Here is a 23,435-nt window from a genome sequence, read left to right as displayed (position 1 = left end):
GAGCATCAGCTTCTGCCGCATCGAAAACGGCTCCGCGCCTCGCCACGATCGCAACAGCGAGGCGTCCAGGTACTGGATGTCCACACGCGTGCCGAACCACACGTAGCGCTCCGGCCGATCGGTGGCGACGATCAACTCGTAGGGCCGCTCGCCCATCGCGCCCCACAGCTCCTCGGTGATGAACGGCATCAGCGGGTGGAGCATCACCAGGATCTGGTCGAACGCCCAGGCGGCGACGCGCTTGGTCTCCTCGTCGAACGCGCCCTTGATCAGCTCGACGTACCAGTCGCAGAAGGTGCCCCAGACGAAATGATAGATGGCGTCGGCCATCTCGTCGTAGCGCAGCTCGTCGAACGCGCGGTCGAGCTTGGCCAGCGTTTCCACTACCTCGCCAATGATCCAGCGGTTGATCGGAAGCTCGGCAGGCGGCGCGGCAATGCTGTCGCTCGCGCCGACGCCGTTCATCTGCAGGAAGCGGGCGGCGTTCCACAGCTTGGTCGCGAAATTGCGGTAGCCCTCGACGCGCTTCTCATCGAGCTTGATGTCGCGGCCCTGGCTTTCCATCGCGGCAAGCGTGAAGCGCAGCGCGTCGGCGCCATATTTGTCGATCAGGCCGAGCGGGTCGACGGTATTGCCCTTCGACTTCGACATCTTCTGGCCGTGCGCATCGCGGACGAGGCCGTGGAGGTAGAGCGTGCGCCACGGCACTTGCTTCATGAACTCCAGGCCCTGCATCGCCATCCGCGCGTCCCAGAAGAACAGGATGTCGAAGCCCGAGATGAGCACGTCGTTGGGGTAATGGCGGCGAAGGTCTTCGGTTTGCTCCGGCCAGCCGAGCGTCGCGAACGGCCACAGCGCGGATGAGAACCAGGTGTCGAGGACATCTTCGTCCTGGGTGAGTGCAACACCCGGCCCCGCCTGCGATTGCGCTTCCGCAACAGTTTCCGCCACAAAAACTTTGCCATCCGCATCATACCACGCTGGGATGCGGTGGCCCCACCACAGCTGGCGCGAAACGGTCCACGGCTGGATATTCTCGAGCCAGTTGAACCAGGTCTTTTTCCACGTTTCCGGCACGACCCGGATCTCGTCCGCGCGCGTCGCGTCGAGCACCGGACCGACCAGCCTGCCGGCGTCGACATACCATTGGTCGGTCAGCATCGGTTCGATCACGAGCCCGGAACGGTCGCCAAAGGGCTGCATGATCACCCTGTCCTCGACCTTGATCATCAGGCCTTCGGCATCGATGTCGGCCACGACCAGTTTGCGAGCCTCGTAACGGTCGAGACCGCGATAGGCCTCTGGCACAAGATTGAGCGCGTCGACGTCCGCGGCGCTGGCCCGCTCGCCGCGCGCGATCGCCAGCGCGCGCGCCGCGGATTCGGCATAGGAAGGCCCGTCGCTGCGCATGTGCGCGGTTTCGTCCATCAGCCGGTACATCGGAATGCCGTTGCGCTGGGCGACGCCATAGTCGTTGAGGTCGTGAGCGCCGGTGATCTTGACCGCTCCCGATCCGAAATTCGGGTCGGGGTATTCGTCGGTGATGATCGGAATCAGGCGTCGATGTTCCTTCGGCCCGACCGGGATCTCGCAAAGCTTTCCGACGATCGGACGATAGCGCTCGTCGTCGGGATGAACGGCGACCGCTCCGTCGCCGAGCATGGTCTCGGGCCGGGTAGTGGCGATCGAAATGTAATCCCGCTCTTCCTCAAGCACGACCGCGCCATCGGCGTCGCGCTCGACATAGGTATAGGTCTCGCCGTCCGCGAGCGGATATTTGAAATGCCACATGTGGCCCTGAACTTCGCGGTTCTCGACCTCGAGGTCGCTGATCGCGGTCTGGAACCCGGGGTCCCAGTTGACGAGCCGTTTGTCGCGGTAGGCGAGGCCGCGCCTGTACAGCTCGACGAAGGCATGAGTGACCGCCCGCTGGAATCCCTCGTCCATGGTGAAGCGCTCGTGCGCCCAGTCGCACGAGGCACCGAGGCGGCGAAGCTGGCGGGTGATCGCCCCGCCCGATTGCGCCTTCCATTCCCACACATGCTCGAGGAATGCCTCGCGGCCGATATCGGCACGTCTTATGCCCTGGCTCTCGAGATTGCGCTCGACCACCATCTGGGTGGCGATCCCGGCATGGTCGGTGCCGACGACCCACAAAGCGTCCTTGCCGAGCATCCGCTCGCGCCGCGTGAGCACGTCCTGGAGCGTGATGTCGAGCGCGTGGCCGATGTGCAGGCTGCCGGTGACGTTGGGCGGCGGCATGACGATCGTCCACGGCGTGTCGTCCCGCCGATCGGGCCGGAACAGGCCGCGGCTTTCCCAATGCGCATACCAGCGATCCTCGATCGCGCGCGGTTCGAAGGTCTTGGGAAGCTCGCTCATGCTTCAAGCGCGACTAGCGATGCCGCGCTGCAGCATCAACCTCGCTCGGGCTTGGCCTGCGACGCTGGAACACGCGCGGCTGGCGCCCGGGGCGCGCGCCCGCCGATGTAACGCGTCGTCCAACCGAAGAACTCGTCGTACCACTGGACCGAATTCTTCGGTTTCAGCACCCAATGGTTCTCGTCGGGGAAGATCAGCAGCCGCGACGGGATGTTGCGGCGCTGGAGCGCGGTGAAGGCGGCGATCCCCTGAGTGTAAGGAATGCGGAAGTCCTTTTCGCTGGTGACCACGAGCTGCGGCGTTCGCCAATTCTGCACGTAATTGACCGGGTTCCACCGTTCGAACTCGGCTGGCGCCTCATAATATGGGTGGCCGCCATGCTCCCACTCGTCGAACCACAGCTCCTCGGTTTCGTAGGCCATGGCGCGGGCGTCGAACACGCCGTCATGCTGGATGATGCACTTGAATCGGTCCGGCCATTGCCCTTCGATCCAGTTCATCATGTAGCCACCGTACGAACCCCCGGCCGCGCAGGCGTTGCTGCCGTCGAGCTGCGGATCGTGCGCGGTCGCATAAGTGAGGCCGAGCTGCAGGTCCTGCAGCGGCCAGCCGCCCCAGTTCTGCCGGATGGCGTCGCTGAAGGCCTGGCCGTAACCGGTGGATCCGTGGAAATCGATTGCTACCACGCCATAGCCCGGCGCCGAGAACAGGCGCGGGTTCCAGCGGTACGACCAGCTGTCGCTGAAGGTGCCTTGCGGGCCGCCATGGACCAGCAGCAGCGTCGGCAGCTTGGCGGTGGCGTTCGCGGGCTTGAGCTCCCAGCCCCAGACGCGGTCGTTGTTCGCACCGGTGAAGCTGAACTTTTGGAACGCGACCGGATCGAGCTGGGCGAGCAGCTCGCGATTGACATCGGTCAGCCTCGTCGCGTGGCCGCCGGCGTCGAGCCGGTATAGATCGTCGGGCGCCATGATGGTGTTCATGGTGACGATCGCGCCGCCGCCGGGCAGTGGGCGGACATTATCGAAATGGCCGTCGCCGGTCAGTCTTGTCACCGCGCCGGTGCGCGCGTCGACCCGGAACACCGGCTGCTCAAGGGTGTCTTCGGCCGTGACCAGCAGGCCGTTGCCGTCGGCGGTCCAGGCAATTGACCCGACCGACCGGTCCCAACTTTGCGTCAGCGGGCGGACGGTACCGGTCGCGAGGTCGCGCAGCATCAGCACCTGGCGGTCGGCCTCGTAGCCTGGCCGGGCCATAGCGAAATAAGCGAGCGTCCGTCCGTCGGGCGACACGGCGGGCAGGTTGTCGGTCGCCTTGTTGGCGGCGGCTAGGTTGACCGGCGGAGCTGAGCCGTCGCTAGGCACCGCGAAAATATCGAGATTGGTCGACAAGGGCTCGATCCGGCCGGCTTCGCGCAGCGCGAAATAGACGGTGCGGCCGTCGGGCGAGATCGCCAACTCTTCCCCGCCGCCCATCGGCTTGGACGGCGTGTCGCCAACGAGGCCGGTGGTCAGCCGGACTCCGCCGCCGCTCAAGCGACCGTTGATCACGGGGAAGGAGTAGAGCCGCGAACGGACGCCCGGTTCGGCCCAGGTGTCCCAATGGCGGATGAACAATTGGTCGTAGGTGCGGCCCGAGCCAGCGGGCTTCGCCGGCAGCTGCGCGGTCGAGCAAGCCAGGTCGGAACAGTCGGGCCGATCGGCCCAAACCACCACCCGATCGCCGGTCGGCGCGAGCTTGAACCCGCTGACGTCGACCGGAAAGTGGCTGACCTGGATCGGCGCACCGCCGAGCGGCTTGCGGAACAGCTGGTCGTGGTCGCCCACTGCCATCAGGAACCACAGCGAGCCGTCGCGAGCGAACGACGCGTCGTGCCCCTTTGCGGCGCCGGCGACCGCCTGCGGCGTCGCGCCCGGAGTCATTAGGTCGAGGGTGTAGAGCGTGTTGACGCGCTTGTTCTTGCCCCAGTCGGTGGTCGAGATGGTGAACGCCGCCCGGCGGCCGTCGGATGAGACTTCCGGCGCACCGAGCCGATGCATCGAGTGCATGTCGGTGGCGGTCATCGGGCGGGCGTGCGCCGGGGAAACCGCGAGCGCAGCGGCCGCGGCGGCGAGGAGGAGCTTGGTCTGGATCATGCCGCAGGGGTAGCAAACCCGCGGCGGTCTGCAAGGATTAGAGCGGCCGACCGGTGATCCGGGAGATCTCCCGCTTCACATGCTCATCGACCATTTGCGGCAAATGCTCGTCGAGCCACTGCTTGAGCATCGGCCGGAGCATGCCGCGGATGATCTCCTCGAGCGGGTTGACCGCGGCCGAGGCGGGAATGGTCGCGGCAACCGTCTGTAGCGCTTCGAGCTTCTGGCGGCTCTGGCCGGCGAGCTGCTCGTCGACCAGGGGCGGCCCGAGGTCCATCGGCGGCGCAAGCGGCTGGTCGAGCTCGAGCACGTCCTCATCCGCCGCGGAGCTGTCCTCCGGCAGCGGTTCGTCCTCGATCGAATCGACCGGCGCCGCCGGCACGCGCAGCTCCTTCTCCTCGGCGATCACTTTCTTGATCGAGGCGAGGATGTCTTCCATCGAAGGTTCGCGGCCATGCGACTGCATGACGCCGCTGTATATTTATTGCGGCGGAGGAGTCACGCCTGACGTAACCACCGGCTCGGTCAATACGGTTCCAGGGACGAGCTGCGGCGTGACCGCGGGGTTGGGCGGGAGCTCCTGCGGGCTCACGGTGCGGGTGGCGACGGTCGGATGGCGCGGGTCGCTCGCCCAGTCGCTCCAATTGCCCGCGACGCGGCGATAATTGCCGAGCGGGTCGTAGAACGGCCCGCCGTCGAGCCCGAGATCCTGCGCCTCGGCCTGGCCCATCGCGTTCAGCAGCTGGAAGCCCGCGACATAGGCGTCGCGCTTCGCGGTCACCAGCAGGACCTGTGAGTTGAGCAGCTCCTGCTCCGCGTTGAGCACCTCGATGATCGTGCGCGTGCCGACGCTCTGTTCGGCGCGGTTGCCCTCGAGCGCCAGCTCGTTGGCCTGCACCGCGACCGTGTTCGCCTGGATCGCTCTTTGGGCGGCATCATAAGCGGCAAAGGCGGCGCGCGCCGCCTGCACGACAGCGCGTTCGGTCCCGACGACCTGCTCGAGCGCTTGTCCCTCGAATGCCTGGGCCTGGCGGATTCGGGCGGCGGGCAGCCCGCCCTGGAAGATCGGAATCCGGGCCGTGAGCCCGGCGGTCGTCTGCGTGCCGGTGTTCGGGAAAGCGCCGGTGGTGCCACCGAGCGAGTTGACATAGGTGCCGCTGACCACGCCCGACAGCGTCGGCAGCCGCCCGGCCCGCGCGACGTTGACGTCGTAGCCCGCGGCAGCCGCCTGGCGGGTGGTCGCGATCAGGTCGGGGTTGTTGGCGAGCGCGATCCTCACCGCCTCGTCCTCGCTCTTGGGCAGCGGCGGCAGCGGCGGCGGCGGGGCGAGCTGGCCCGGCGCATGGCCGATCACCTGGCGATAGGTGGCTTCACTCGCAGCGAGGCGCCCCTCCGCCGTCGCGAGGTCCGAGCGGCCGAGCTGCAGGCGCGCCTCGGACTGGGCAACGTCGGTGCGGGTGAGATCGCCGATCTTGAACCGGTCGGTCGTGGCTTCCAGGTTGGTCTGGAGCACCTTGACGTTGTTCTGGTTCAATTCGACGATCGCCCGGTCGCGGATCACGTCCATGTAAGACGCGACGGCGAGGGTGAAGACGTCGCCCTCGACGGCGCGGAGCGTCGCCCGTCCGGCCTCGACGCGGGTCTGGGCGGCGCGGACGTTATTGCGGACGCTGCCGCCGTTGAACAAAGGGTAGCTGAGGTCGACCCCCGCCGACACCGTCGGGCCCTTGCCGCCGACGTCGAGGATGCCACTGCGGGCGAGGTCGCGGTTGAGCCCGACGGTGCCGCTGACCTGCGGCCGGCCGGCTGCCCTGGCAATCGCCACGGTGGCGTCGGTCGCGCGGAGCGCCTCGCGCTGCCCGGTCAGTGTCGGATTGGTCGCATAGGTGGAGACGAGCGCGTCGCGCAGCGTGTCTGCGCTCGCTGTCCCGGCCATGAGCGCAGCCATCAGCGACGCGGTAAAGATCTTCGAATACAAAATGCCGCCCCTTGTCAGAACGTGAAGGCCCGCGGCCGCTGGAAACCCGGCAGCGCGGGAACGCCCGCGTCGCCGATCGAAAGAGTGCCGAACGCCCCGCCAGCCTTGCGCCCGACCGTCAGCCGGGTGATGCCGCGCTCGGCGATTGCGGTACCGAGGCGTCCGCCATCGGCGAGCTGCGCGATGATCGCGTCGGGAACATATTCAACGGCACCGTCGATCAGGATGTGGTCGTAGGGGCCACCGCTTGCAAGTCCGGCCTCGAGCGGTCCTTCGACGATTTCAATTCCCTGCTCCCGGGCGATGGCGGCAAGCGCCGCGTCGCTTTCGATTGCAGCGACAGCAAGCCCCATCGCCTTGAGGACGGCAGCCGAATAGCCGGTGCCTGCGCCGACCACGAGCGCACGCTGCCCGCGCTCCGGCATCATCTGCGTGAGGAGTTGCCCGACCACGGCCGGCGCGGCGAGGAACCGGCCCTGCGCGATCGCCACGGCGCGGTCGGCATAAGCCAACGGCCGGCTGTGGCTCGGAAGGAAATTCTCGCGCGGTATCCGGCGCATCGCGTCGAGCACCGCGGGATCGGTCACTCCCTCCGGCCGCAGCTGGCTTTCGACCATCGCTTCACGGGCAGCGGCGAAATCGGGGATCGGGCGTTGAACCGTCATGACTGTTATATGCCAATAATACACCTGGAGATCAAGCCGGCTCTTATCGGCAGCCGCGCGCGCCGCCAACCGCCTTTCATCGAAAGCGCGTCCAACGGTTGGTCTTGCTGAGGCTAGATGGAAAGGCCGGGATCGCCCTCCAATACTTGCTGGATGAGGCGCGGCGCTTCGCCTGCCCGCCACATTTTGGCCGTGTGCACGACGCGGTACCGGAGCGGCCCCCCGTCAGGGCTCAAGGCGCGCGTGATCGGGCGCGGGATGCACACGAATTCGGTCCGCATCTCGTCGCTGGTGAGCCGCACTGTCGCGTAGCCATGCCCGCCAATATCTACGAACTCTAGGTGCGGCGCCACATCAGGATTGGACAGTGCCAGCGCCTTCGCCCGGTCGAAAGATTTGGCATATTCGAAGCAGGATCGAACACCATGCCTCAGCATCATGTTGTGGGTGCATTCGGGCTTCGGTGCTCCCGGCCGGTCGGCCAGGTACAGCGGCCGATATTTATCGTCCTTCTTGATCACATACTCGTTCGCTTCGGCCCCACCGACGCTGGTCATGGATCCTCCAGTGAAGCTGAGGCCGATTGGCTCAAACTTGTCGGGCGGCAATTGCGCTGATGCATATCCGGCCCAGAAACTGTGCAGGTCCCCGGCAACACTGGCAAAACCGGTGATCTTTGCGTCACGGACCAGATCGTAGATCTCGGCGCGTTCGACCCATGCGCTGCCGAAATCGCCACCCGCCACGTTGGCGAACCGGCCCGCCGGCCATTTCTGCTTAACCAGCCCAGCCGGGAAATTCTCGGGATCCGCTCGCTGCTCGAGGGTGCATTGCGAACTGCCCCAGATCTTCCAGGTCGCGGTCGAACGCTTAAGCTGATCCTTGAACCACGCTTTCTGCTTCCCTCCGAGGATGGTCTGCGGCGGGTTGTCTTTTGCCGGATTGGGAACCTTTGCGCCGTTGAATTCCAGCTCAGCCGGCGGATTGCCGCCGTTGAAGGCGCGCCCCCCGTCCAGCACCTGGAGCACGTCGTCCGGGACCATCCCGTAGTCGCCCCAGTCAGCCAACTTATCGGTTGTCGACTCCTCGAACGGGTTCGGCCCGCGATAGCTGCGCTCGTCAGTGAGCAGGAGGTCGAGGTGGCGGCCATAGCGTAACGCCCGATAAACGATCAGGCTGTTGATGGCGGCGATATTGTTCGGCTCTTGGCCCAGGCCGGAATCGTCGAACTTCTCGATCTTGACGTTTTTCACAGGAACCGAGCCGAACTCGTCCAAGGTTCCGCTCGGCGCCTTCACGCGCGCCGGAATGAACTCGAACCAGGCTTGGTTGGCGGCAACCTTGATCGTTTGCCCGGGCTGCTCGAACTTCGGATTTTTCAGGATACTCTGGTAACCCTGCCACGAGAATTCATGATTGTCCCAGGTGCACACAAACGGCCAGCGGGCGCGCGCGTCCTGCAAGTCCGGATCGGCAAGGTGGCCCTTCCAAACCGCGCGGTAACCTTCCACCGTCGTTGGAATGTGGAAGATCGAAACCTTTAGCGCATCCGGGATCCGCGCAACCTCGTAGACCTTGCGGTCGAACCTCGGCTTTCCGTCCTCCGGATATTGCACGACCTCGTAGATGAAATCGCCAAGGTGCAGGACGAAGTCGAGCTGCTCCTCCGGCCGCGCGCGCTGATCCTCAAAGATCATCCGGCGATAGCCGTTGAGCTTGCCCTCATTCGTGCCTGAGCAACTGACGAACGCAAATTTGACTGGCCTCGGATCACTGGGCAGCGGGGCGGTTCTGGTCCGGCCGATCCGGCTGCCGTTCCCGTCCGCATCGGTGAAGCGGTACCAATAGGTGTGGGCGGGCTTCAGCTTGCCGACCAGCACCCGCGTGGTCCAGTCGGACGCCGCGGATACTGATGCCCTGGTCTGCGCAACCACGCGATTGAAAGCTTCGTCCTCGGCGACTTCGACGGTCAGCTTGTGGCGCTGCCCATCGCTGAAAGGCCGCCGCGTCCACAGAATCACGCTGTTCGGATCGGGGTCGCCTGAGGCCACGCCTTGGGGATAGACGTCGCGCGCCTCTCGCCAGCGCATCGACGACGAACGGGACGGACCGGCCCAGGCCAGGCTTGCGCCGATTGCGACGGCAGATTTGATGAAATCGCGACGTTGCAGCTTCATGCGGATAGGCTCCCCCAAACCCGACGACCGTGCGGCGGTTTCGAGCCCGGGCTATTCCTATTCGATAAACGCCGGCCTCGACTCGACCGAGCGTTTCTCCTCGTCGACAAACGTTGAGGGTTGACCGGCGGCGGATGCTCGCGCCAAAGCGCGTCCTTCTCCCGCGGCCCGATGGCGGAGTGGTTACGCAGAGGACTGCAAATCCTTGCACGCCGGTTCGATTCCGGCTCGGGCCTCCATTCTCATCGGACCGCAGTGACATGAAGTGACCGAGCAGGCGCCGCCGAAACACAACCTGAAGCGGGTTCGGCTGCTGCTTTGGCTGCTGGTCGGCCTTGCGGTGATCGCCACTGCCGCGCTGTGGCTGATCCCGCGCGAACAGGCGCCGGCGCCGGAAGCGGCTGCGGGACCCGTCAAAGCGAGCCTCGGCGGACCGTTCACGCTCGTCGGAAGCGACGGCAGGCCCTTCTCCAGCCAGGCGCTCGCCGGCAAGCCGTACGCCATCTATTTCGGCTTCACCCGTTGCGGCGACGTCTGCCCGACGACGCTGTCGCGGCTGGTGAAACTTAGGCGCCAGGCGGCCAGCGACCAGGCCCTGCACATCGTGTTCATCACCATCGACCCTGCGCACGACGGGCCGAAGGAAGTCGGTCAATATGCCTCGCTGTTCAACGCGCCGATCATCGGTCTCACCGGAAACCAGTCGCAGATCGACCAAGTGAAGAAGCAATATGGCATCTACGCGCAGCCGTCCGCCCATCCGATGGCGGGCAATGAGATGATGCACACCGCTACGGTGCTGATGTTCGATCGCCGCGGCAAGCTCGCCGACACGATTTCAGCGGTCAGCCCGGACTCCGAGGCTCTCGCCAAGATCAGGAAGCTGGTCGCCTGACCGCTTGGAAGCCGCGCCGCGCCACGCTGCGTGAGCAGCGATGACGAGCTACCGGCCCGATCCCGCGATCCTGAAACTCGGCCCCGATTTCTACGATCCGGTTGAGCCGGCGAAATTCCCAAAATGCATTCCGCGCTTCATCAACCGCCGCTGGGCAGAGCGCGTAGGCCTCGAATCGAATGATGACGCATGGGGACGGCACTTCTGCCTCTTCGAGCCGCTAGCCGGCAATCTCGTGGAGCCGCTGGCGCTGCGCTATCACGGTCACCAGTTCCGCGTGTACAATCCCGACATCGGCGACGGGCGCGGCTTCACTTTGGCCCAGTTGCGCGATGACAAAGGCCGCCTTCTCGACCTCGGCACCAAGGGATCGGGACAGACGCCCTACAGTCGCCACGCCGACGGCCGGCTGACGCTCAAGGGCGGAGTGCGCGAGGCGCTGGCGACCGAAATGCTCGAGGCGCTCGGGGTCAACACGTCGAAGAGCTTCGCCCTGTTCGAAACCGGCGAAGAGCTTCAGCGCGGCGACGAGCCCTCGCCGACCCGCTCCGCGGTGCTGACGCGGCTCAGCCACGGCCATATCCGTATTGGCACATTCCAGCGGCTCGCCTTCTTCGGCGACGCCGACAACCTGAACACGCTGACCCGCTATTGCCTGGAAAATCTCTATGCCGAGCAGCGCGCAGCGGACGATCGCGACAATGCCCTGCGGCTATTCGACCTCGTCAGCCAGACGACGGCGGCGCTGGCCGCCTCCTACCTTGCCGCCGGCTTCGTCCATGGCGTGCTCAACAGCGACAATATCAACGTCACCGGCGAGAGCTTCGACTACGGACCCTGGCGCTTCACGCCCGAATGGGACCCCGACTTCACCGCCGCTTACTTCGACCATTACGGGCTCTACTCCTTCGGTCGCCAGCCAGAGGCGATCCACTGGGACCTGGCCCAGCTCGCCGGTTGCCTCTCGCTTATTGCCGACCCTCAGGCGCTATCCCAGCTACTCGCCGGCTGGAGGGGACGGTTCGATCAGGCGCTGGTCGCCGCCATGATTCACCGGCTGGGTATCGCACCACGCGGCGCCGAGGACCGCGACATTGCCGCCGCGCTGATCAAGGCGCTGGCGAGCCGCGCGCAGCGGATCGACCGCATCTTCTTCGACTGGCACGGCGGCCGTGACCCGGGCGCGGAATTCTATCCGCAAGCCGAGTTCCGCGAGCTCGCCGCTCGGCTGGAGGGCTACGAAGCATCGCGAACCCACGCATATTGGAGCGACGAGGCACCCTGCTCGATGCATATCGACGAGGTCGAGGCGATCTGGTCGGCGATCGCCGAACGCGACGACTGGCAGCCGTTCGAGGACAAGGTTAGAGCAGTGCGGCGGATGGCGGAGGCGATAGGACAGGATGCACCGGCACGTTAAGGACCGATCTGCCGTCGTGGAAAGGGTCGGCACCGGTGTGACCCTGACCTCGACCAATCCCGCCACGGGCGAGGAAATCTGGTCGGGCGCGATCGGAAACGCCGCCGCTGAGGTCGCCGCCGCGCGTGCCGCTTGGCCCGCCTGGGCCGCGCATTCCGCAGCCTATCGCATCGAGGCGGTTCGGCGCTTCGCCAATGTCGTGCGCAAGAAAGAGACCGAGTTCGCAGAGCTGATCGCGCGCGAGACCGGCAAGCCGCTATGGGAAACGCGGACCGAGGTCGCGGCGGTGGTCAACAAGGTCGAGATTTCGATCGACGCCTATGCCGAGCGGTCGCCGCAACGAAAGCTCGAGGCCGCGCTCGGCAATCGTGTCGCGGTCCGCCACAAGCCGCATGGCGTCCTTGCGGTGCTCGGGCCCTACAATTTCCCGGCGCACCTCCCCAACGGCCACATCGTGCCCGCCCTGATCGCGGGCAACGCAGTGGTGTTCAAGCCGTCCGAGAAGACGCCCGCGACGGGCGAGTTCCTTGTCCGCTGCTTCCACGATGCGAAGATTCCGCACGGTGTCGTCCGGCTGCTCATCGGCGGGCCCGAGCAGGGCCGCGCGCTCGCCGGCGAGCCCGGCATCGACGGCCTTCTGTTCACCGGCTCGGCGCGTGCCGGAATGGCGCTCCACCGCCAGTTCACCGAAACCCCGCAGAAGATCCTGGCGCTCGAGCTCGGCGGCAACAACCCGCTCGTGGTGTGGAGCTGCAAGGATGTCGCCGCGGCGGCGGCGATCGTCGTTCAATCGGCCTATCTATCGGCGGGTCAGCGCTGCACCGCAGCGAGGCGGCTGATCGTCGAGGACGGCAAGGAAGAGGCGCTGCTCGATGCCGTCAAGCAGCTGATCGACCGGCTGATCGTCGACCAGCCATTCGCCGACCCGCAGCCGTTCATGGGCCCGCTGATCGACAATGCCGCCGCTGACCATGTCCAGGAGCAGTGGCTCAACCTAATGATGAAGGGGGGCAAGCCGCTGTGCCGGCTCGACCGCCCGGCCAAGGACCGACCGTTCCTCACACCGGCCTTGATCGACGTCAGCGACATCCGCGAGCGGCCCGACGAAGAGATTTTCGGGCCTGTCCTCCAGCTGGTCCGCGTGAAGGATTTCGACGCCGCAATCGCCGAAGCCAACAATACCCGCTTCGGCCTTGCGGCCAGCCTGTTGGGCGGAAGCCCGGAGATGTACGACAAATTCTGGGCCGGCGTCCGCGCCGGGGTGATCAACTGGAACAAGCCGACCAATGGCGCGCCGTCGAATGCGCCATTCGGCGGCATCGGCCTTAGCGGCAACCACCGCCCGAGCGCCTTCTACGCCGCCGATTATTGCGCGTACCCGGTCACCAGCAGCGAGGCCGACCGCATCCGCGCCGCGCTCGGCGAGGGCCTGCGCGATCCCAACATGCAGGAAGACTGAGCGCAGCTGTTTGGATCGGTTTGACGGCGACCGCGTTCAAGCGCCCTGATGAGTAGCAAATCGATCGGCGCGGCCCTGAGCCTCGCCCTGTGCAGCACCGCCCTCCTCTCCTGCTCAGGCGGGAATAATCGATCAGGACAAGGAACCACGAACCAATCCGCCGGCCTCTCCGTCGAGTGGAAGGGAAAGGCCGAGCAACAACTGCGCGAAGCCATCGATCAGGCGCCGGCGAACGGACTCAAGCCCGATCTCTTCCTGAAGGGCGGCGAAAAGGGAGCGGCGCTGACCGGAGCGGCGCTCAAATACGCCTCGGCCTTGGCGAACGGGTATGCCGACCCGACCAAGCTCCACGAGGTCTATACGATCCCGCGGCCCAACATCGATGTCCGCCAGGGTCTTGCCCAGGCGATCCAGAAGCGTGACGTCAAGGGCTGGCTGGCCTCGCTCGTTCCCCAGACCGACGAATATCGCGCGCTCAGCCAGGCGCACCTCCATTACCTCCAGCTTGCGTCGCAAACATCGTTCCAGCCGGTGCCGGAAGGGAAGCCGATCAAGCCCGGCAGCCATGATCGGCGCGTGCCTCAGATCGTCGCGGCGTTGCGCGCTGCCGGCTATCTCGAAGCGGCGGTACCGCAGGCCGAGCCCCGGGCGCAGCCCGCGGCGACGCAATCGACTGCCTATTCGTCCGCGCTCGTCGCCGCGGTGAAGCAGCTTCAGGGTGAGTTCGGGTTCAAGCAGGACGGCGTGGTCGGCGGCGACACGCTCGACGCGCTGAATGCCGGGCCCGGCTATCGTGCGCGCCAGCTGGCGATCGCCATGGAGCGGCTGCGTTGGCTGCAGCGGAACCCGCCGGCGACGCGGATCGACGTCAACACCGCCGGCTCCTTGCTCGATTACTGGCGCGACGGCCAACACGTCGACCATCGCGAAGTCGTCGAGGGAGAACCCGACAAGCCGACGCCGCAGCTTCAGTCACCGATCGTCCGGCTCGTCGCCAAGCCGACATGGAACGTACCCGATGGAATCGCCGCGAAGGAGCTTGTGACCAAGAGTCCTGGCTGGCTCCGCGACAATGGGTTCGTCCAAAAGGACGGCAAGTGGGTCCAGTTGTCGGGACCGAAAAACTCGCTTGGCCTGGTAAAGTTCGACATGCAAAACGACGAGTCAATCTACCTTCACGACACGCCCGCCAAGGCGCTGTTTGGCCTGCCCGAGCGGCACCGCAGCCATGGCTGCGTGAGGGTCCAGAACGCGATCCAGTTCGCGACCGCTCTCGCTGAGGAGCAAGGCATCCTCGACCAATTCGAGCAGGCGATGCAGCAAGACGACGAAAGCTTCATCAAGCTGAAGGCGGGTATCCCGGTGCGCCTGCTCTACCAGACCGTGTTCTGGGACGGCGCGCGCATTCAGTTCCGCCAGGACGTTTACGGCTGGGACGACAATGTCGCCAAGGCGCTCGGCCTTGCGCCGGGGCCGCCGCGCAAGATTCCGCAGCCCGAGAGCGGCGACGACATCGGGCCATAAGCCAAGGGCGCCGGCCCTGGTGGACCGGCGCCCTCGCCCCTCCCCACACGCGGACTTAGCCGCGCATCATGTCATGAACCGCGCAACTCGGGCATGTAGCCCTCGTCGACAAGGTCGCTGAACTTGGTGATTCGGCTGTCGAACTTGAGCCGAACCTTGCCGGTCGATCCGTGGCGCTGCTTGGCGACAATGACTTCGGCGAGGCCGTAGGCGCGCTGCATCTCTTCCTGCCAGGCGGTGAAATCGGGATGATCGTCGCCCGGCTGCTTGGCGGCGAGATAATAATCCTCGCGATAGATAAAGAGCACGATGTCGGCATCCTGCTCGATCGAACCCGATTCACGGAGGTCCGAAAGCTGCGGCCTCTTGTCCTCGCGCTGCTCGACCGCGCGGCTGAGCTGCGACAGCGCGATCACCGGCAGGTCGAGCTCCTTGGCGAGCTGCTTCAGGCCCCGGCTGATCTCCGAAATCTCCTGTACGCGATTATCTCCAGCGCTCCCCTTCCCGCTTCCCTGGAGCAGCTGGAGATAATCGACGATCACCATGCCGATGCCCTTCTGCCGCTTGAGGCGGCGGGCGCGGGCACGCAGCGCGGCGATGGTCAGGCCCGGCGTGTCGTCAATGTACAGCGGCAGGGTCTGCAGCTCGGCGGCGGCACGCGCGAGCGAGCGGAACTCCGTCTGGCTGATCCGGCCCATGCGCAGATTCTCAGAGCTGATGCCGGATTGCTCGGCAAGGACGCGCGTCGCGAGCTGGTCGGCCGACATTTCGAGGCTGAACAGAGCGACCGCGGCGCCGCCCGACTTGGCCGGATCGATCCCGTCCTCATTGTCGCGCAGCAGCCGCTGGGCGGAGGCAAACGCCATGTTGGTCGCAAGCGCGCTCTTGCCCATGCCGGGGCGGCCGGCGACGATCACCAGGTCGGACTTGTGCAGGCCGCCGATCTTGCCGTTGAGGCTGTCGAGCCCGGTCGTGATCCCGGACAAATGGCCGCCGCTGTTGAGCGCTTTCTCGGCGAGCTGGAGCGCTTCCTTGCTTGCTTCGCCGAAGCTCTTGGCCTTGCCGTCGGCGCCGCCTTCCTCGGCGACGCGGTAAAGCTCGGTCTCGGCGCGCTCGATCTGAGCGAGGGGGGCAACGTCCTCACTCGTATCGAGCGCGCCTTCCACGAGCTCGCGGCCGACGCCGACGAGGGCGCGCAGCAACGCAAGATCGTAGATTTGGGCCGCGAAATCGCGGGCGCCGATCACCGCCGCGCCGGAGCCGGTCAATTGCGCGAGGTAGGAGGGCCCGCCGACCTCTTTCATCCCCTCGTCGCCCTCGAACAACGGCTTGAGCGTTACCGGGTTGGCGATGCGGTTGCTGTCGGTCAGCCGCAGGATCGCTTCGTAGACGCGCCCGTGCAGCGGCTCGAAGAAATGCAGCGGCTTCAATTTGAGCTGGATGTCCTCGACCAGCCGGTTGTCGATCATCAGCGCGCCCAGCAGCGCGGCCTCCGCTTCGACATTTTGTGGGAGGGTGGGAGTTGCAACTTCTGACGCAGACTCGGCGATGCGGATGACTTCGGCCATGCGCGGCTCCTACGCTCGTGCGGCCCCACATCAAGCGCGGCAAAAGTAGCACAACTGTGGATTGGTTGTGCACGAATCGGACTCAGGTTCATGCGAATTGCGGAATCTCGTTTCCGCGCCGTCCACAGAAATAATCCGGGCGAATTTGCTGCTGTCAAACCGGCCCGTTACGCATTCGTCATGTCGATTTTGTCCGACCGCTGGATTCGCGAGCAGGCGCTTAACGCGGCGATGATCGAGCCGTTCGTGGAAGCCCAGCGGCGCGAGGGCTGCATCAGCTACGGCCTTTCGTCCTACGGCTATGACGCGCGCGTCGCCGACGAGTTCAAGATCTTCACCAATGTCGACTCAGCGACCGTCGACCCCAAGGATTTCGCGTCCAACAGCTTCGTCGACCGCAAGACCGACGTCTGCATCATCCCGCCCAACAGCTTCGCGCTCGCGCGAACGGTCGAATATTTCCGGGTGCCGCGCGACGTAATGGTGATCTGCCTCGGCAAATCGACCTATGCGCGCTGCGGGATCATCGTCAACGTGACCCCGCTCGAGCCTGAGTGGGAAGGCCATGTGACGCTCGAATTCTCCAACACCACGCCGCTGCCGGCCAAGGTATATGCCAACGAAGGCGCGTGCCAGTTCTTGTTCCTTCAAGGCAGCGAGCCGTGCGAGGTGAGCTACGCCGACCGCGCCGGCAAATATATGGGGCAAAAGGGCGTAACCCTGCCGAAGCTGTGACTTGCTCTTCTTGTCATTCCCGCGAAAGCGGGAATCCATGAACGTCGCAGACGCCGAACAACTCGACGCTGCCGCTCCGCTCGCCTTCACCCGCGAGCGGTTCCGGCTCCCGGAGGGCGTCGTCTACCTCGATGGCAATTCGCTCGGCGCCCTGCCAGCCGTAGCGTCAGCAGCGCTCGCGAACACGGCCGAGCAGCAGTGGGGCGAGGACCTCATCGCCAGCTGGAACAAGCATGGCTGGATCGACTGGCCGACCCGGCTCGCGGCCAAGCTGGCGCCCATTGTCGGCGCGAAATCGAACGAGCTCCTGATCGCGGATTCGACCAGCATCTGCCTGTTCAAGCTGCTCGCCGCCGCGGTCGGCGCACGGCCTGGGCGCAAAACGATCCTGACGCAAAGGCGGAACTTCCCGACCGACCTCTACGTGGCCCAAGGCCTCGCCGAAATGCTGGGCCTGACGCTTAAGGCGGTCGAGCCCGACGGAATCCTGGCCGCGATCGACGCCGATACCGCAGTCGTGACGGTGACCCATGTCGATTATCGGTCGGCTGCCTTCTTCGACATGCGAGGCATCAACGAGGCTGCGCGCGCAGCCGGTGCGCTGGTCGTGTGGGACCTGTCGCATAGCGCCGGCGCGATCGAGCTCGACCTCAACGGCAGCGGCGCCGAACTCGCGATCGGATGCGGCTATAAATATCTCAACGGCGGCCCCGGCGCGCCCGCGTTCCTCTACGCTGCCAGGCATCTCCAGGATGGGCTCATCAACCCGCTGCAAGGCTGGATGGGCCATGCCGAGCCGTTCGCGTTCGTCGACGATTATCGCCCGGCTGACGGCATGCTGAAATTCCTCACCGGCACGCCGTCGATCCTCGCGCTCGCCGCGCTTGAAGCCGGGCTCGCCACCTTCGACGGCATCGCGATGCGCGACATCGTCGCCAAGTCGCGCTCGCTCTCACAGCTGTTTATTGCCGAAGTCGAGGCGCGCTGCGGCGGCGAGGTCCGCCTCGCGTCCCCGCGCGACCCGGCGATGCGCGGCAGCCACGTCGTCTTCGCGCATCCCGACGGTTATGCGGTGATGCAGGCGCTGATTTCGCGCGGCGTCGTTGGCGATTTCCGCGCCCCCGACCTGATGCGCTTCGGCTTCGCGCCGCTCTACAACAGCCACGCCGAGATCGTCCGCGCCGCCGAAATCCTCGCGGACATCCTCGCCACGCGCGAGTGGGACCAGCCGCGCTTCAAGGCGCGGGCCAGGGTAACCTAGGGCGCCGGCGCCTTCATCCGCATCGCGTCAACGCTCCACGCACCCGGCCCAGCGGCCGCGAAGTAAAGGAAGATGAAGCAGTAGAGGATCGCAGCCTCGCCCATATTGACGATGGGCCAGAAGCTCTTCGGGAAATGAAACAGGAAATAACCGATCGCCATCTCGCCTGCGCAGATGAACGCAACCAGCCGGGTAAACAGGCCGATGGTGATGAGAATCCCGCCGCCCACCTCGATGATTGCAGCCGCGAGGAGCAGCGGCGGAAGCGGGCTTGGAGCGCCAGGCTGGGGCACGGGGAAATGGACCAGTTTCGCCAGTCCGTGTTCCATGAAGAGCAGTGCCGTGACGATCCGCAGGAGAGCGCGAAGCTGCGGCTGATACTTTTCGAGATGCCGGAAATCCATGGCATTCCTCCCCTTGTTGCAATCGTTACGGGCTTAACGGAACGCTTGTTCCGTCGCCAGAAGGATCATGCGTGTTCCCGAGCCTGCGCCGCGTGCGCCGAATCTTCGGCAAGCAGCCGGCGCGAGCGTTGGATCATATCGACCCAGTCGTGAAAAGCGTGCGCCAGGACCGTGACCAGATCCTTGAGCGGCCCCTCCTTGAGCTTTCCATCCTCGTCGAAGCTGTCGTCGGTCACGTGGCCGAGATAGGCCTCCGGCTGCTGCATCATCGGCATGTTGAGGAACACGCCGGCCTGGCGGATCTGGTGATTGGCGCCGAAACCGCCGATGCCGCCGGGCGAAGCAGTAACGATCGCCGCGGGCTTCTTGTCGAACACGCTTTGCCCATAGGGCCGCGAACCGACGTCGATCGCATTCTTGAGTACCCCCGGGATGCCGCGATTATATTCGGGGCTGCAGAACAGCACGCCGTCGGCCTCCGCCACCTGGTCGCGGAACCGGCGCCATTGCTCGGGCGGGTTGCTGTCGAGGTCCTGGTTGTAGAGCGGCAGGTCGCCGATCTCGATCATCGAGCAGTCGAGATTGTCGTTGCGCAAGCCACAGATCGAGCGCGCGACCCTGCGGTTGATACTTCCTTCGCGAAGGCTGCCGACGATGATCGCGATCTTATAGGCCATTGGGCACCTCCTGTCGGGTCGGTCGCCCAATACGCTCCCCAGCTAGAATTTGCGAAATTCAAAATGGCGCCGGCCGCTGGGGACGGCCGGCGCCGCTTTCATGCCTTAGTAGCCGTTGTCACCGTCGACACCGGCTTCGACCTGCTTCCACTCCTTGTCCGTCAAGCATGCCCTCTTGGTGAACCGCGTTCCGCTGGAGGGCAGCAGCTTGCAGGTTTTCTTTTCTTCGACGGCCGGAGCCTGGGCGACTGGTGCCGAATTCGACTGACCGGCGGCAGGCACCACCTGCGCCATTTGGCCGGCGCCCGTGGCGTCGCCGGCAGTTCCGGTGGCGGTCGTCGCCGGCGCGGCGGCCATCGAGGCAAACGCGATCGCAGTCATCAGGATGAGTTTACGCATGTCCCGTCTCCACTTTTTGGGTCCGGGGAAGCTACATCTGTAGCGCACAGGTTTGCCATCCGCCCGTCGTCGAATAGCAGACATGCAAAGCCGCTTTATCGAAGCGATTTCGACGAACGCCGTTTGTCGATGAACGTCAGATAAACGGGCGCTTTTTGGCGGCGCCGACTCGGGAACGTCATGCTGGCGCGTCGTCCGCGCAGGAGAACGCGCTCAGCGAATATGCTGAACCGCTTGGACAGCCACGATCACGAGGAAGATTATCGTCGCGGCGCCAAGAACGCGCATTGTCCAGATGAACCTTTGCCGACGCAACTCCTCATAAATATGCAGGTCGAGCCAATAGCGTCCGGAGCCTGCCTCGCGAACGACGCCTTCGGCGATCAGTTGCTCAAGGTAGCGTTGCTGAATCGGCGCGCGCGGTTCGAACTCGACGGCGCGGTCGGGACTGAAGGCCTCATTGTCGAAAAATAGCTGGTCGACTTCTCGCCGGAGGCGGCCAATGATTGCTGCGGCGGCGGTGGCCATGGGTCACTCCGTACTGGGCTCAACAAGTCGCCACGGCATAGCCGAAGTCAGCGGCGCTTGCGATTATCGTGGCGGATGTTGGGCGGGCGGCCGCGGCGGGTCCGGTCGCGACGCTGCGGCTCTGTCCGCGACCCGCCGTAGCTCCCCTCGGGAAGCTCGAAGCGAAGCGATCCGGACACCGGATTGGCTTCCGCCAGCCGCAGCGTCAGCCGCTGCCCCATCCGATAGGTGTCCCCGCTCTCGTCGCCGACCAACGTCCGCGCTGCTTCGTCGTAGCGGAAATATTCGCGGCCGAGGTCCTTGGCGAGCACCAGCCCGTCGCCGCCGAAATCTTCGACCGTTGCGAAAAAGCCGAACGGCTGCACGCCGCTGATCCGGCATTTCACCAACTGTCCGACCTGGTCGGCGAGGAACGCCGCGACGTAGCGGTCGACCGTGTCGCGCTCCGCCTCCATCGCACGCCGTTCGAGCATCGAGATTTGCGCGCCGATCTGTTCGAACCGTTGCTCTTCGCCGGGCGGCAGACCGCCCTCGCCCAACCGATAGGCACTGACCAACGCCCGGTGGACCAGCAGGTCGGCGTAGCGGCGGATCGGCGAGGTGAAATGGGCATAGGTCGCGAGCGCCAGCCCGAAATGCCCGAGCCGCTCCGGCCCGTAGCGCGCCTGCATCTGGGTGCGGAGCAGCTGCTCCATGATCTCCTCTCGGCCCTCACCGTCGCCAAGCCGATCGATGATTCGGTTGAAGGTGCCCGGCTTCACCACTTGCCCCAGCGCGAACTCGATTCCGAAGGTCGCGAGATAATCCTTGAGCGCGACCAGTTTCTCGCGGCTCGGCGGCTCGTGGACGCGGTACATTACCGGCGACTTCTTCGCTTCGAGCGCGCGCGCGGCGGCAACATTGGCGGCGATCATATAATCCTCGACCAACCGGTGCGCGTCGAGCCGGTCGCGCGGCGCGATCGACATGATCCGGCCCTTCTCGTCGAGCACCACCCGCCGTTCGGGCAAATCGAGCTCCAGCGGGTCGCGTTTCTGCCGCGCCGCGTACAGCGCGCGCCAGCAGGCCCACAATGGCTTCAGCGCTTTCTCGACCAGTTCCTGCGGCACCGGGCCCTCGATCGGCGGCATCGAGCAGGTCGGCGAGCTGACATCGGTCCGCTCCTCGTTCGCTGCGTCCATGGCCGCCTGCGCGTCTTCGTAGGCGATGTTGGCCGCAATCCGGACCTTTGCCCTCGTGAAGCGCCACGACTTCAAAGTGCCGTCCTTGGCGATCTTCAAATGGCAGGCCATCGCCGCCCGGTCCTCGCCCTCCTTCAGCGAGCAGATGTCGGCCGACAGCTCCTCGGGAAGCATCGGCACGACCCGGTCGGGAAAATAGACGCTGTTGCCGCGCGCCCGCGCCTCGCGGTCGAGCTCGGACCCTGGCCGCACGTAGAAGCTGACGTCGGCGATGGCGACGATCGCGTTCCACCCGCCCTCATTGTCGGGCTCTTTGGCGGCTTCGGCCCAGATCGCGTCATCATGGTCGCGCGCATCCTCGGGATCGATCGCGACGATCGGCAGATGCGTCAGGTCCTCGCGCTCAGCCAGCGGTAACTTGGACACACGGTGCGCCTCGTCGATGGCTTCCTGCGCGAATTCATGCCGAAGCCCGTGCTTGTGAATCGCGATCAGGCTGAAGCTGCGCGGTGCGAACGGGTCGCCGAGCACGGCATCAACGCGCGCGCTGACCCGCGGCGGACGGCCGGTGACCTCGCACAGCACGAGGTCGCCGACCTCGGCATCCTTCAAGTCGCTGATGAACAGCTCGCGCCGTTCACGCTTGTCGACCGGCGACAGCCAGAAGCGCTCGCCTTCGCGCTTGACTACGCCGAGAGTCAGCTCAGCGGAGCGCGCGAGCTTCTTCATCGGGTGGGCGATGAAGCCGTCGCCTTTCTGTTCGGTCCGCGACAGCACACGATCGCCAATGCCGAGCGCGCTGCGTTTGCCGCGCTCGACCAGCCGGATCCGCGGCGGCGGGGTCTCGGCATGCCATTGCTCGGGTACCGCGAACGCGTTGCCGCTGTTGTCGACGTGGGTCACCCGCAGCACGGTGACCTTGGGCACGCCGCCCGACTGATGGAAGGCGCGCCCGGGCGATGAGTCGATCAACCCCTCGTCGGCCATGTCCTTGAGCAGGCGCTTGAGGTCGATCTTGTCCTGTCCCGAAAGTCCGAACGCCCGCGCGATCTCACGCTTGCCTGCAGGCTGGTCGGACGACGCGATGAAGTCGAGGATCTGCTTGCGGCTGGGGAGGCCGGCGGAGCGCTTGCGGGGCATCGCATTGGTCTAGACACGACAGACGGGCAAAGCGACAACCCCGCCATGAATCTTGAGATTTTCGGATGGACTCCGACGATCGGTGATCCGACGATCTACGGCTGGCTCACGGTCGCGGCATATGCCCTCGGCGCATTCGTTTGCTGGCGAGCGGCGGCATCCGCCCCCACAAAGGAACGACGGTTCTGGATCGTCCTCGCCGCGATCATGGCTTTCCTCTGCATCAACAAGCAGCTCGACCTTCAGACGCTGATGACCGATTTCGGCCGCTTCCAAGCGAAAAAGCACGGCTGGTACGATGAGCGGCGAATCTACCAGCTTGCCTTCATTTTCGCGTTGGGGGCAGTGAGCGCGCTCGCGACCAGTGCTCTGCTGGTGCGCATGCGGCGCGCGCGCCCACCCGTCTGGGGCGGCATCGCAGGGTTGGCGCTGCTGCTGTTTTTCATCTTCGTTCGAGCGATTTCGTTCGACAAGATGGACTGGCTCATCAGCCAGCACCTTGGCACCGTCCGCGTGAATCACCTGATGGAGCTCGGCGGCATTGCCATGGTGGCAATATCCGCCTTGGCCGCCGCGCGCAGGCGCTGACCGGCAATCAGCGCAGCTGGCTGTCCTTGCTGCCGCGGCGGTTGATGGTCGAGTGGGTCACGGTCTTGTCGCGAACCGACTGGCAAGCGATGCAGGTGCGCACCCCTGGCAGCGCCTCGCGCCGCTTCTTGGGGATCGGCTCGCCGCAATCATCGCATTCCTCGGCGCTTTCGCCCTGCGGCGTCAGCGCGCGGGCGCGCAGCACGGCATCCTTCACCGTGTCCTCGATCTGGTCCTGAACGGCGCCGTCGCGCGTCCATCCGCCGGCCATGGCTGCTCCTTCCGGTGCACAACAAACGTCTCGCCGGACTTGATCCGGCAT

The 23,435-nt window shown here is 65.4% G+C and carries 20 protein-coding genes and 1 tRNA gene; 8 read left to right on the top strand and 13 right to left on the bottom strand.

All coding sequences use genetic code 11. From position 1 onward, the window contains the following. The 6 genes from ACJ8FR_RS02695 to ACJ8FR_RS02670 all read right to left on the bottom strand — a co-directional run. Window positions 1-2,382 (bottom strand): valine--tRNA ligase (locus ACJ8FR_RS02695; protein WP_407827064.1); only part of this gene is annotated, 2,382 nt, incomplete at its 3' end. A gap of 35 nt (window positions 2,383-2,417) precedes the next feature. After that, complete coding sequence (locus ACJ8FR_RS02690; protein WP_407827063.1) at window positions 2,418-4,514, bottom strand: prolyl oligopeptidase family serine peptidase; 2,097 nt, start codon at window positions 4,512-4,514, stop codon at window positions 2,418-2,420. Between the two features lie 37 nt (window positions 4,515-4,551). Continuing rightward, complete coding sequence (locus ACJ8FR_RS02685; protein ID WP_407827062.1) at window positions 4,552-4,980, bottom strand: DUF2497 domain-containing protein; 429 nt, start codon at window positions 4,978-4,980, stop codon at window positions 4,552-4,554. A gap of 15 nt (window positions 4,981-4,995) precedes the next feature. Further along, window positions 4,996-6,492 (bottom strand): TolC family outer membrane protein, encoded by a 1,497-nt coding sequence (locus ACJ8FR_RS02680; RefSeq protein ID WP_407827061.1) that lies wholly within the window; start codon window positions 6,490-6,492, stop codon window positions 4,996-4,998. Window positions 6,493-6,506: 14 nt separating this feature from the next. Further along, complete coding sequence (locus ACJ8FR_RS02675; protein ID WP_407827060.1) at window positions 6,507-7,157, bottom strand: protein-L-isoaspartate O-methyltransferase family protein; 651 nt, start codon at window positions 7,155-7,157, stop codon at window positions 6,507-6,509. 113 nt (window positions 7,158-7,270) lie between these two features. Then, the gene (locus tag ACJ8FR_RS02670) at window positions 7,271-9,334 is read right to left on the bottom strand and encodes an alkaline phosphatase D family protein (protein ID WP_407827059.1); all 2,064 of its coding nucleotides are present in this window, start codon (window positions 9,332-9,334) and stop codon (window positions 7,271-7,273) included. Window positions 9,335-9,499: 165 nt separating this feature from the next. Between ACJ8FR_RS02670 and ACJ8FR_RS02665 the strand changes: the two genes are divergently transcribed. The 5 genes from ACJ8FR_RS02665 to ACJ8FR_RS02645 all read left to right on the top strand — a co-directional run bounded on the left by ACJ8FR_RS02665 (window position 9,500) and on the right by ACJ8FR_RS02645 (window position 14,632). Further along, a tRNA-Cys gene (locus ACJ8FR_RS02665) sits at window positions 9,500-9,573 on the top strand. Window positions 9,574-9,599: 26 nt separating this feature from the next. Then, entirely contained in the window at window positions 9,600-10,229 is a 630-nt protein-coding gene (locus ACJ8FR_RS02660) for an SCO family protein (RefSeq protein WP_407827058.1), read from the top strand. A 40-nt stretch (window positions 10,230-10,269) separates the two neighbouring features. Continuing rightward, window positions 10,270-11,649: a protein adenylyltransferase SelO family protein gene (locus ACJ8FR_RS02655; RefSeq protein WP_407827057.1), complete on the top strand. Its 1,380-nt coding sequence runs from the start codon at window positions 10,270-10,272 to the stop codon at window positions 11,647-11,649. Next, on the top strand, window positions 11,633-13,108 hold the full coding sequence (gene astD, locus ACJ8FR_RS02650) for a succinylglutamate-semialdehyde dehydrogenase (RefSeq protein WP_407827056.1): 1,476 nt from the start codon (window positions 11,633-11,635) through the stop codon (window positions 13,106-13,108). Before ACJ8FR_RS02655 ends, astD begins: the two co-directional genes overlap by 17 nt. A gap of 48 nt (window positions 13,109-13,156) precedes the next feature. After that, entirely contained in the window at window positions 13,157-14,632 is a 1,476-nt protein-coding gene (locus ACJ8FR_RS02645) for a L,D-transpeptidase family protein (RefSeq protein ID WP_407827055.1), read from the top strand. Window positions 14,633-14,703: 71 nt separating this feature from the next. On the opposite strand, the gene ACJ8FR_RS02640 is transcribed toward ACJ8FR_RS02645, so the two are convergent. After that, on the bottom strand, window positions 14,704-16,200 hold the full coding sequence (locus ACJ8FR_RS02640) for a replicative DNA helicase (RefSeq protein WP_407827054.1): 1,497 nt from the start codon (window positions 16,198-16,200) through the stop codon (window positions 14,704-14,706). 180 nt (window positions 16,201-16,380) lie between these two features. Between ACJ8FR_RS02640 and dcd the strand changes: the two genes are divergently transcribed. Beyond that, window positions 16,381-16,935 carry a dCTP deaminase gene (gene dcd, locus ACJ8FR_RS02635; RefSeq protein WP_407827053.1) on the top strand — a complete coding sequence of 185 codons (555 nt, stop codon included), beginning with the start codon at window positions 16,381-16,383 and terminating at the stop codon, window positions 16,933-16,935. Between the two features lie 37 nt (window positions 16,936-16,972). Next, entirely contained in the window at window positions 16,973-18,196 is a 1,224-nt protein-coding gene (kynU, locus tag ACJ8FR_RS02630; RefSeq protein ID WP_407827052.1) for a kynureninase, read from the top strand. Here kynU and ACJ8FR_RS02625 read toward each other — a convergent pair. The 5 genes from ACJ8FR_RS02625 to rnr form a co-directional block, all read right to left on the bottom strand. Then, complete coding sequence (locus ACJ8FR_RS02625; protein ID WP_407827051.1) at window positions 18,193-18,600, bottom strand: DoxX family protein; 408 nt, start codon at window positions 18,598-18,600, stop codon at window positions 18,193-18,195. The two genes, kynU and ACJ8FR_RS02625, sit on opposite strands and share 4 nt — an antisense overlap. A 65-nt stretch (window positions 18,601-18,665) precedes the next feature. Beyond that, window positions 18,666-19,277 carry an NADPH-dependent FMN reductase gene (locus tag ACJ8FR_RS02620; protein ID WP_407827050.1) on the bottom strand — a complete coding sequence of 204 codons (612 nt, stop codon included), beginning with the start codon at window positions 19,275-19,277 and terminating at the stop codon, window positions 18,666-18,668. A 105-nt stretch (window positions 19,278-19,382) separates the two neighbouring features. Beyond that, window positions 19,383-19,676 (bottom strand): hypothetical protein, encoded by a 294-nt coding sequence (locus tag ACJ8FR_RS02615; RefSeq protein ID WP_407827049.1) that lies wholly within the window; start codon window positions 19,674-19,676, stop codon window positions 19,383-19,385. 213 nt (window positions 19,677-19,889) lie between these two features. Then, window positions 19,890-20,204, bottom strand: coding sequence for a hypothetical protein (locus ACJ8FR_RS02610; RefSeq protein ID WP_407827048.1), 315 nt, complete (start codon window positions 20,202-20,204; stop codon window positions 19,890-19,892). A gap of 47 nt (window positions 20,205-20,251) precedes the next feature. Then, window positions 20,252-22,525: a ribonuclease R gene (rnr, locus tag ACJ8FR_RS02605; protein WP_407827047.1), complete on the bottom strand. Its 2,274-nt coding sequence runs from the start codon at window positions 22,523-22,525 to the stop codon at window positions 20,252-20,254. A 45-nt stretch (window positions 22,526-22,570) separates the two neighbouring features. Here rnr and ACJ8FR_RS02600 point away from each other — a divergent pair, with 45 nt between their 5' ends. Next, window positions 22,571-23,113 (top strand): hypothetical protein, encoded by a 543-nt coding sequence (locus ACJ8FR_RS02600; RefSeq protein WP_407827046.1) that lies wholly within the window; start codon window positions 22,571-22,573, stop codon window positions 23,111-23,113. A 7-nt stretch (window positions 23,114-23,120) separates the two neighbouring features. Here ACJ8FR_RS02600 and ACJ8FR_RS02595 read toward each other — a convergent pair whose 3' ends face one another. Further along, complete coding sequence (locus tag ACJ8FR_RS02595; RefSeq protein WP_407827045.1) at window positions 23,121-23,384, bottom strand: DksA/TraR family C4-type zinc finger protein; 264 nt, start codon at window positions 23,382-23,384, stop codon at window positions 23,121-23,123. Window positions 23,385-23,435: the final 51 nt, after the last annotated feature.

It is taken from the genome of Sphingomonas sp. (assembly GCF_045810705.1).
Classification (GTDB): domain Bacteria; phylum Pseudomonadota; class Alphaproteobacteria; order Sphingomonadales; family Sphingomonadaceae; genus Sphingomicrobium.
This window is presented reverse-complemented; position numbering and strand designations above follow the sequence as displayed.

Coding starts and splice junctions, on each gene's coding strand:
- ACJ8FR_RS02675 (WP_407827060.1), bottom strand. CDS start 7,157: ATGACGGTTCAACGCCCGATCCCCGATTTCGCCGCTGCCCGTGAAGCG.
- ACJ8FR_RS02620 (WP_407827050.1), bottom strand. CDS start 19,277: ATGGCCTATAAGATCGCGATCATCGTCGGCAGCCTTCGCGAAGGAAGT.
- ACJ8FR_RS02655 (WP_407827057.1), top strand. CDS start 10,270: ATGACGAGCTACCGGCCCGATCCCGCGATCCTGAAACTCGGCCCCGAT.
- ACJ8FR_RS02615 (WP_407827049.1), bottom strand. CDS start 19,676: ATGCGTAAACTCATCCTGATGACTGCGATCGCGTTTGCCTCGATGGCC.
- astD (WP_407827056.1), top strand. CDS start 11,633: ATGCACCGGCACGTTAAGGACCGATCTGCCGTCGTGGAAAGGGTCGGC.
- ACJ8FR_RS02600 (WP_407827046.1), top strand. CDS start 22,571: ATGAATCTTGAGATTTTCGGATGGACTCCGACGATCGGTGATCCGACG.
- dcd (WP_407827053.1), top strand. CDS start 16,381: ATGTCGATTTTGTCCGACCGCTGGATTCGCGAGCAGGCGCTTAACGCG.
- ACJ8FR_RS02595 (WP_407827045.1), bottom strand. CDS start 23,384: ATGGCCGGCGGATGGACGCGCGACGGCGCCGTTCAGGACCAGATCGAG.
- ACJ8FR_RS02685 (WP_407827062.1), bottom strand. CDS start 4,980: ATGCAGTCGCATGGCCGCGAACCTTCGATGGAAGACATCCTCGCCTCG.
- rnr (WP_407827047.1), bottom strand. CDS start 22,525: ATGCCCCGCAAGCGCTCCGCCGGCCTCCCCAGCCGCAAGCAGATCCTC.
- ACJ8FR_RS02690 (WP_407827063.1), bottom strand. CDS start 4,514: ATGATCCAGACCAAGCTCCTCCTCGCCGCCGCGGCCGCTGCGCTCGCG.
- ACJ8FR_RS02645 (WP_407827055.1), top strand. CDS start 13,157: ATGAGTAGCAAATCGATCGGCGCGGCCCTGAGCCTCGCCCTGTGCAGC.
- kynU (WP_407827052.1), top strand. CDS start 16,973: ATGAACGTCGCAGACGCCGAACAACTCGACGCTGCCGCTCCGCTCGCC.
- ACJ8FR_RS02610 (WP_407827048.1), bottom strand. CDS start 20,204: ATGGCCACCGCCGCCGCAGCAATCATTGGCCGCCTCCGGCGAGAAGTC.
- ACJ8FR_RS02640 (WP_407827054.1), bottom strand. CDS start 16,200: ATGGCCGAAGTCATCCGCATCGCCGAGTCTGCGTCAGAAGTTGCAACT.
- ACJ8FR_RS02670 (WP_407827059.1), bottom strand. CDS start 9,334: ATGAAGCTGCAACGTCGCGATTTCATCAAATCTGCCGTCGCAATCGGC.
- ACJ8FR_RS02625 (WP_407827051.1), bottom strand. CDS start 18,600: ATGGATTTCCGGCATCTCGAAAAGTATCAGCCGCAGCTTCGCGCTCTC.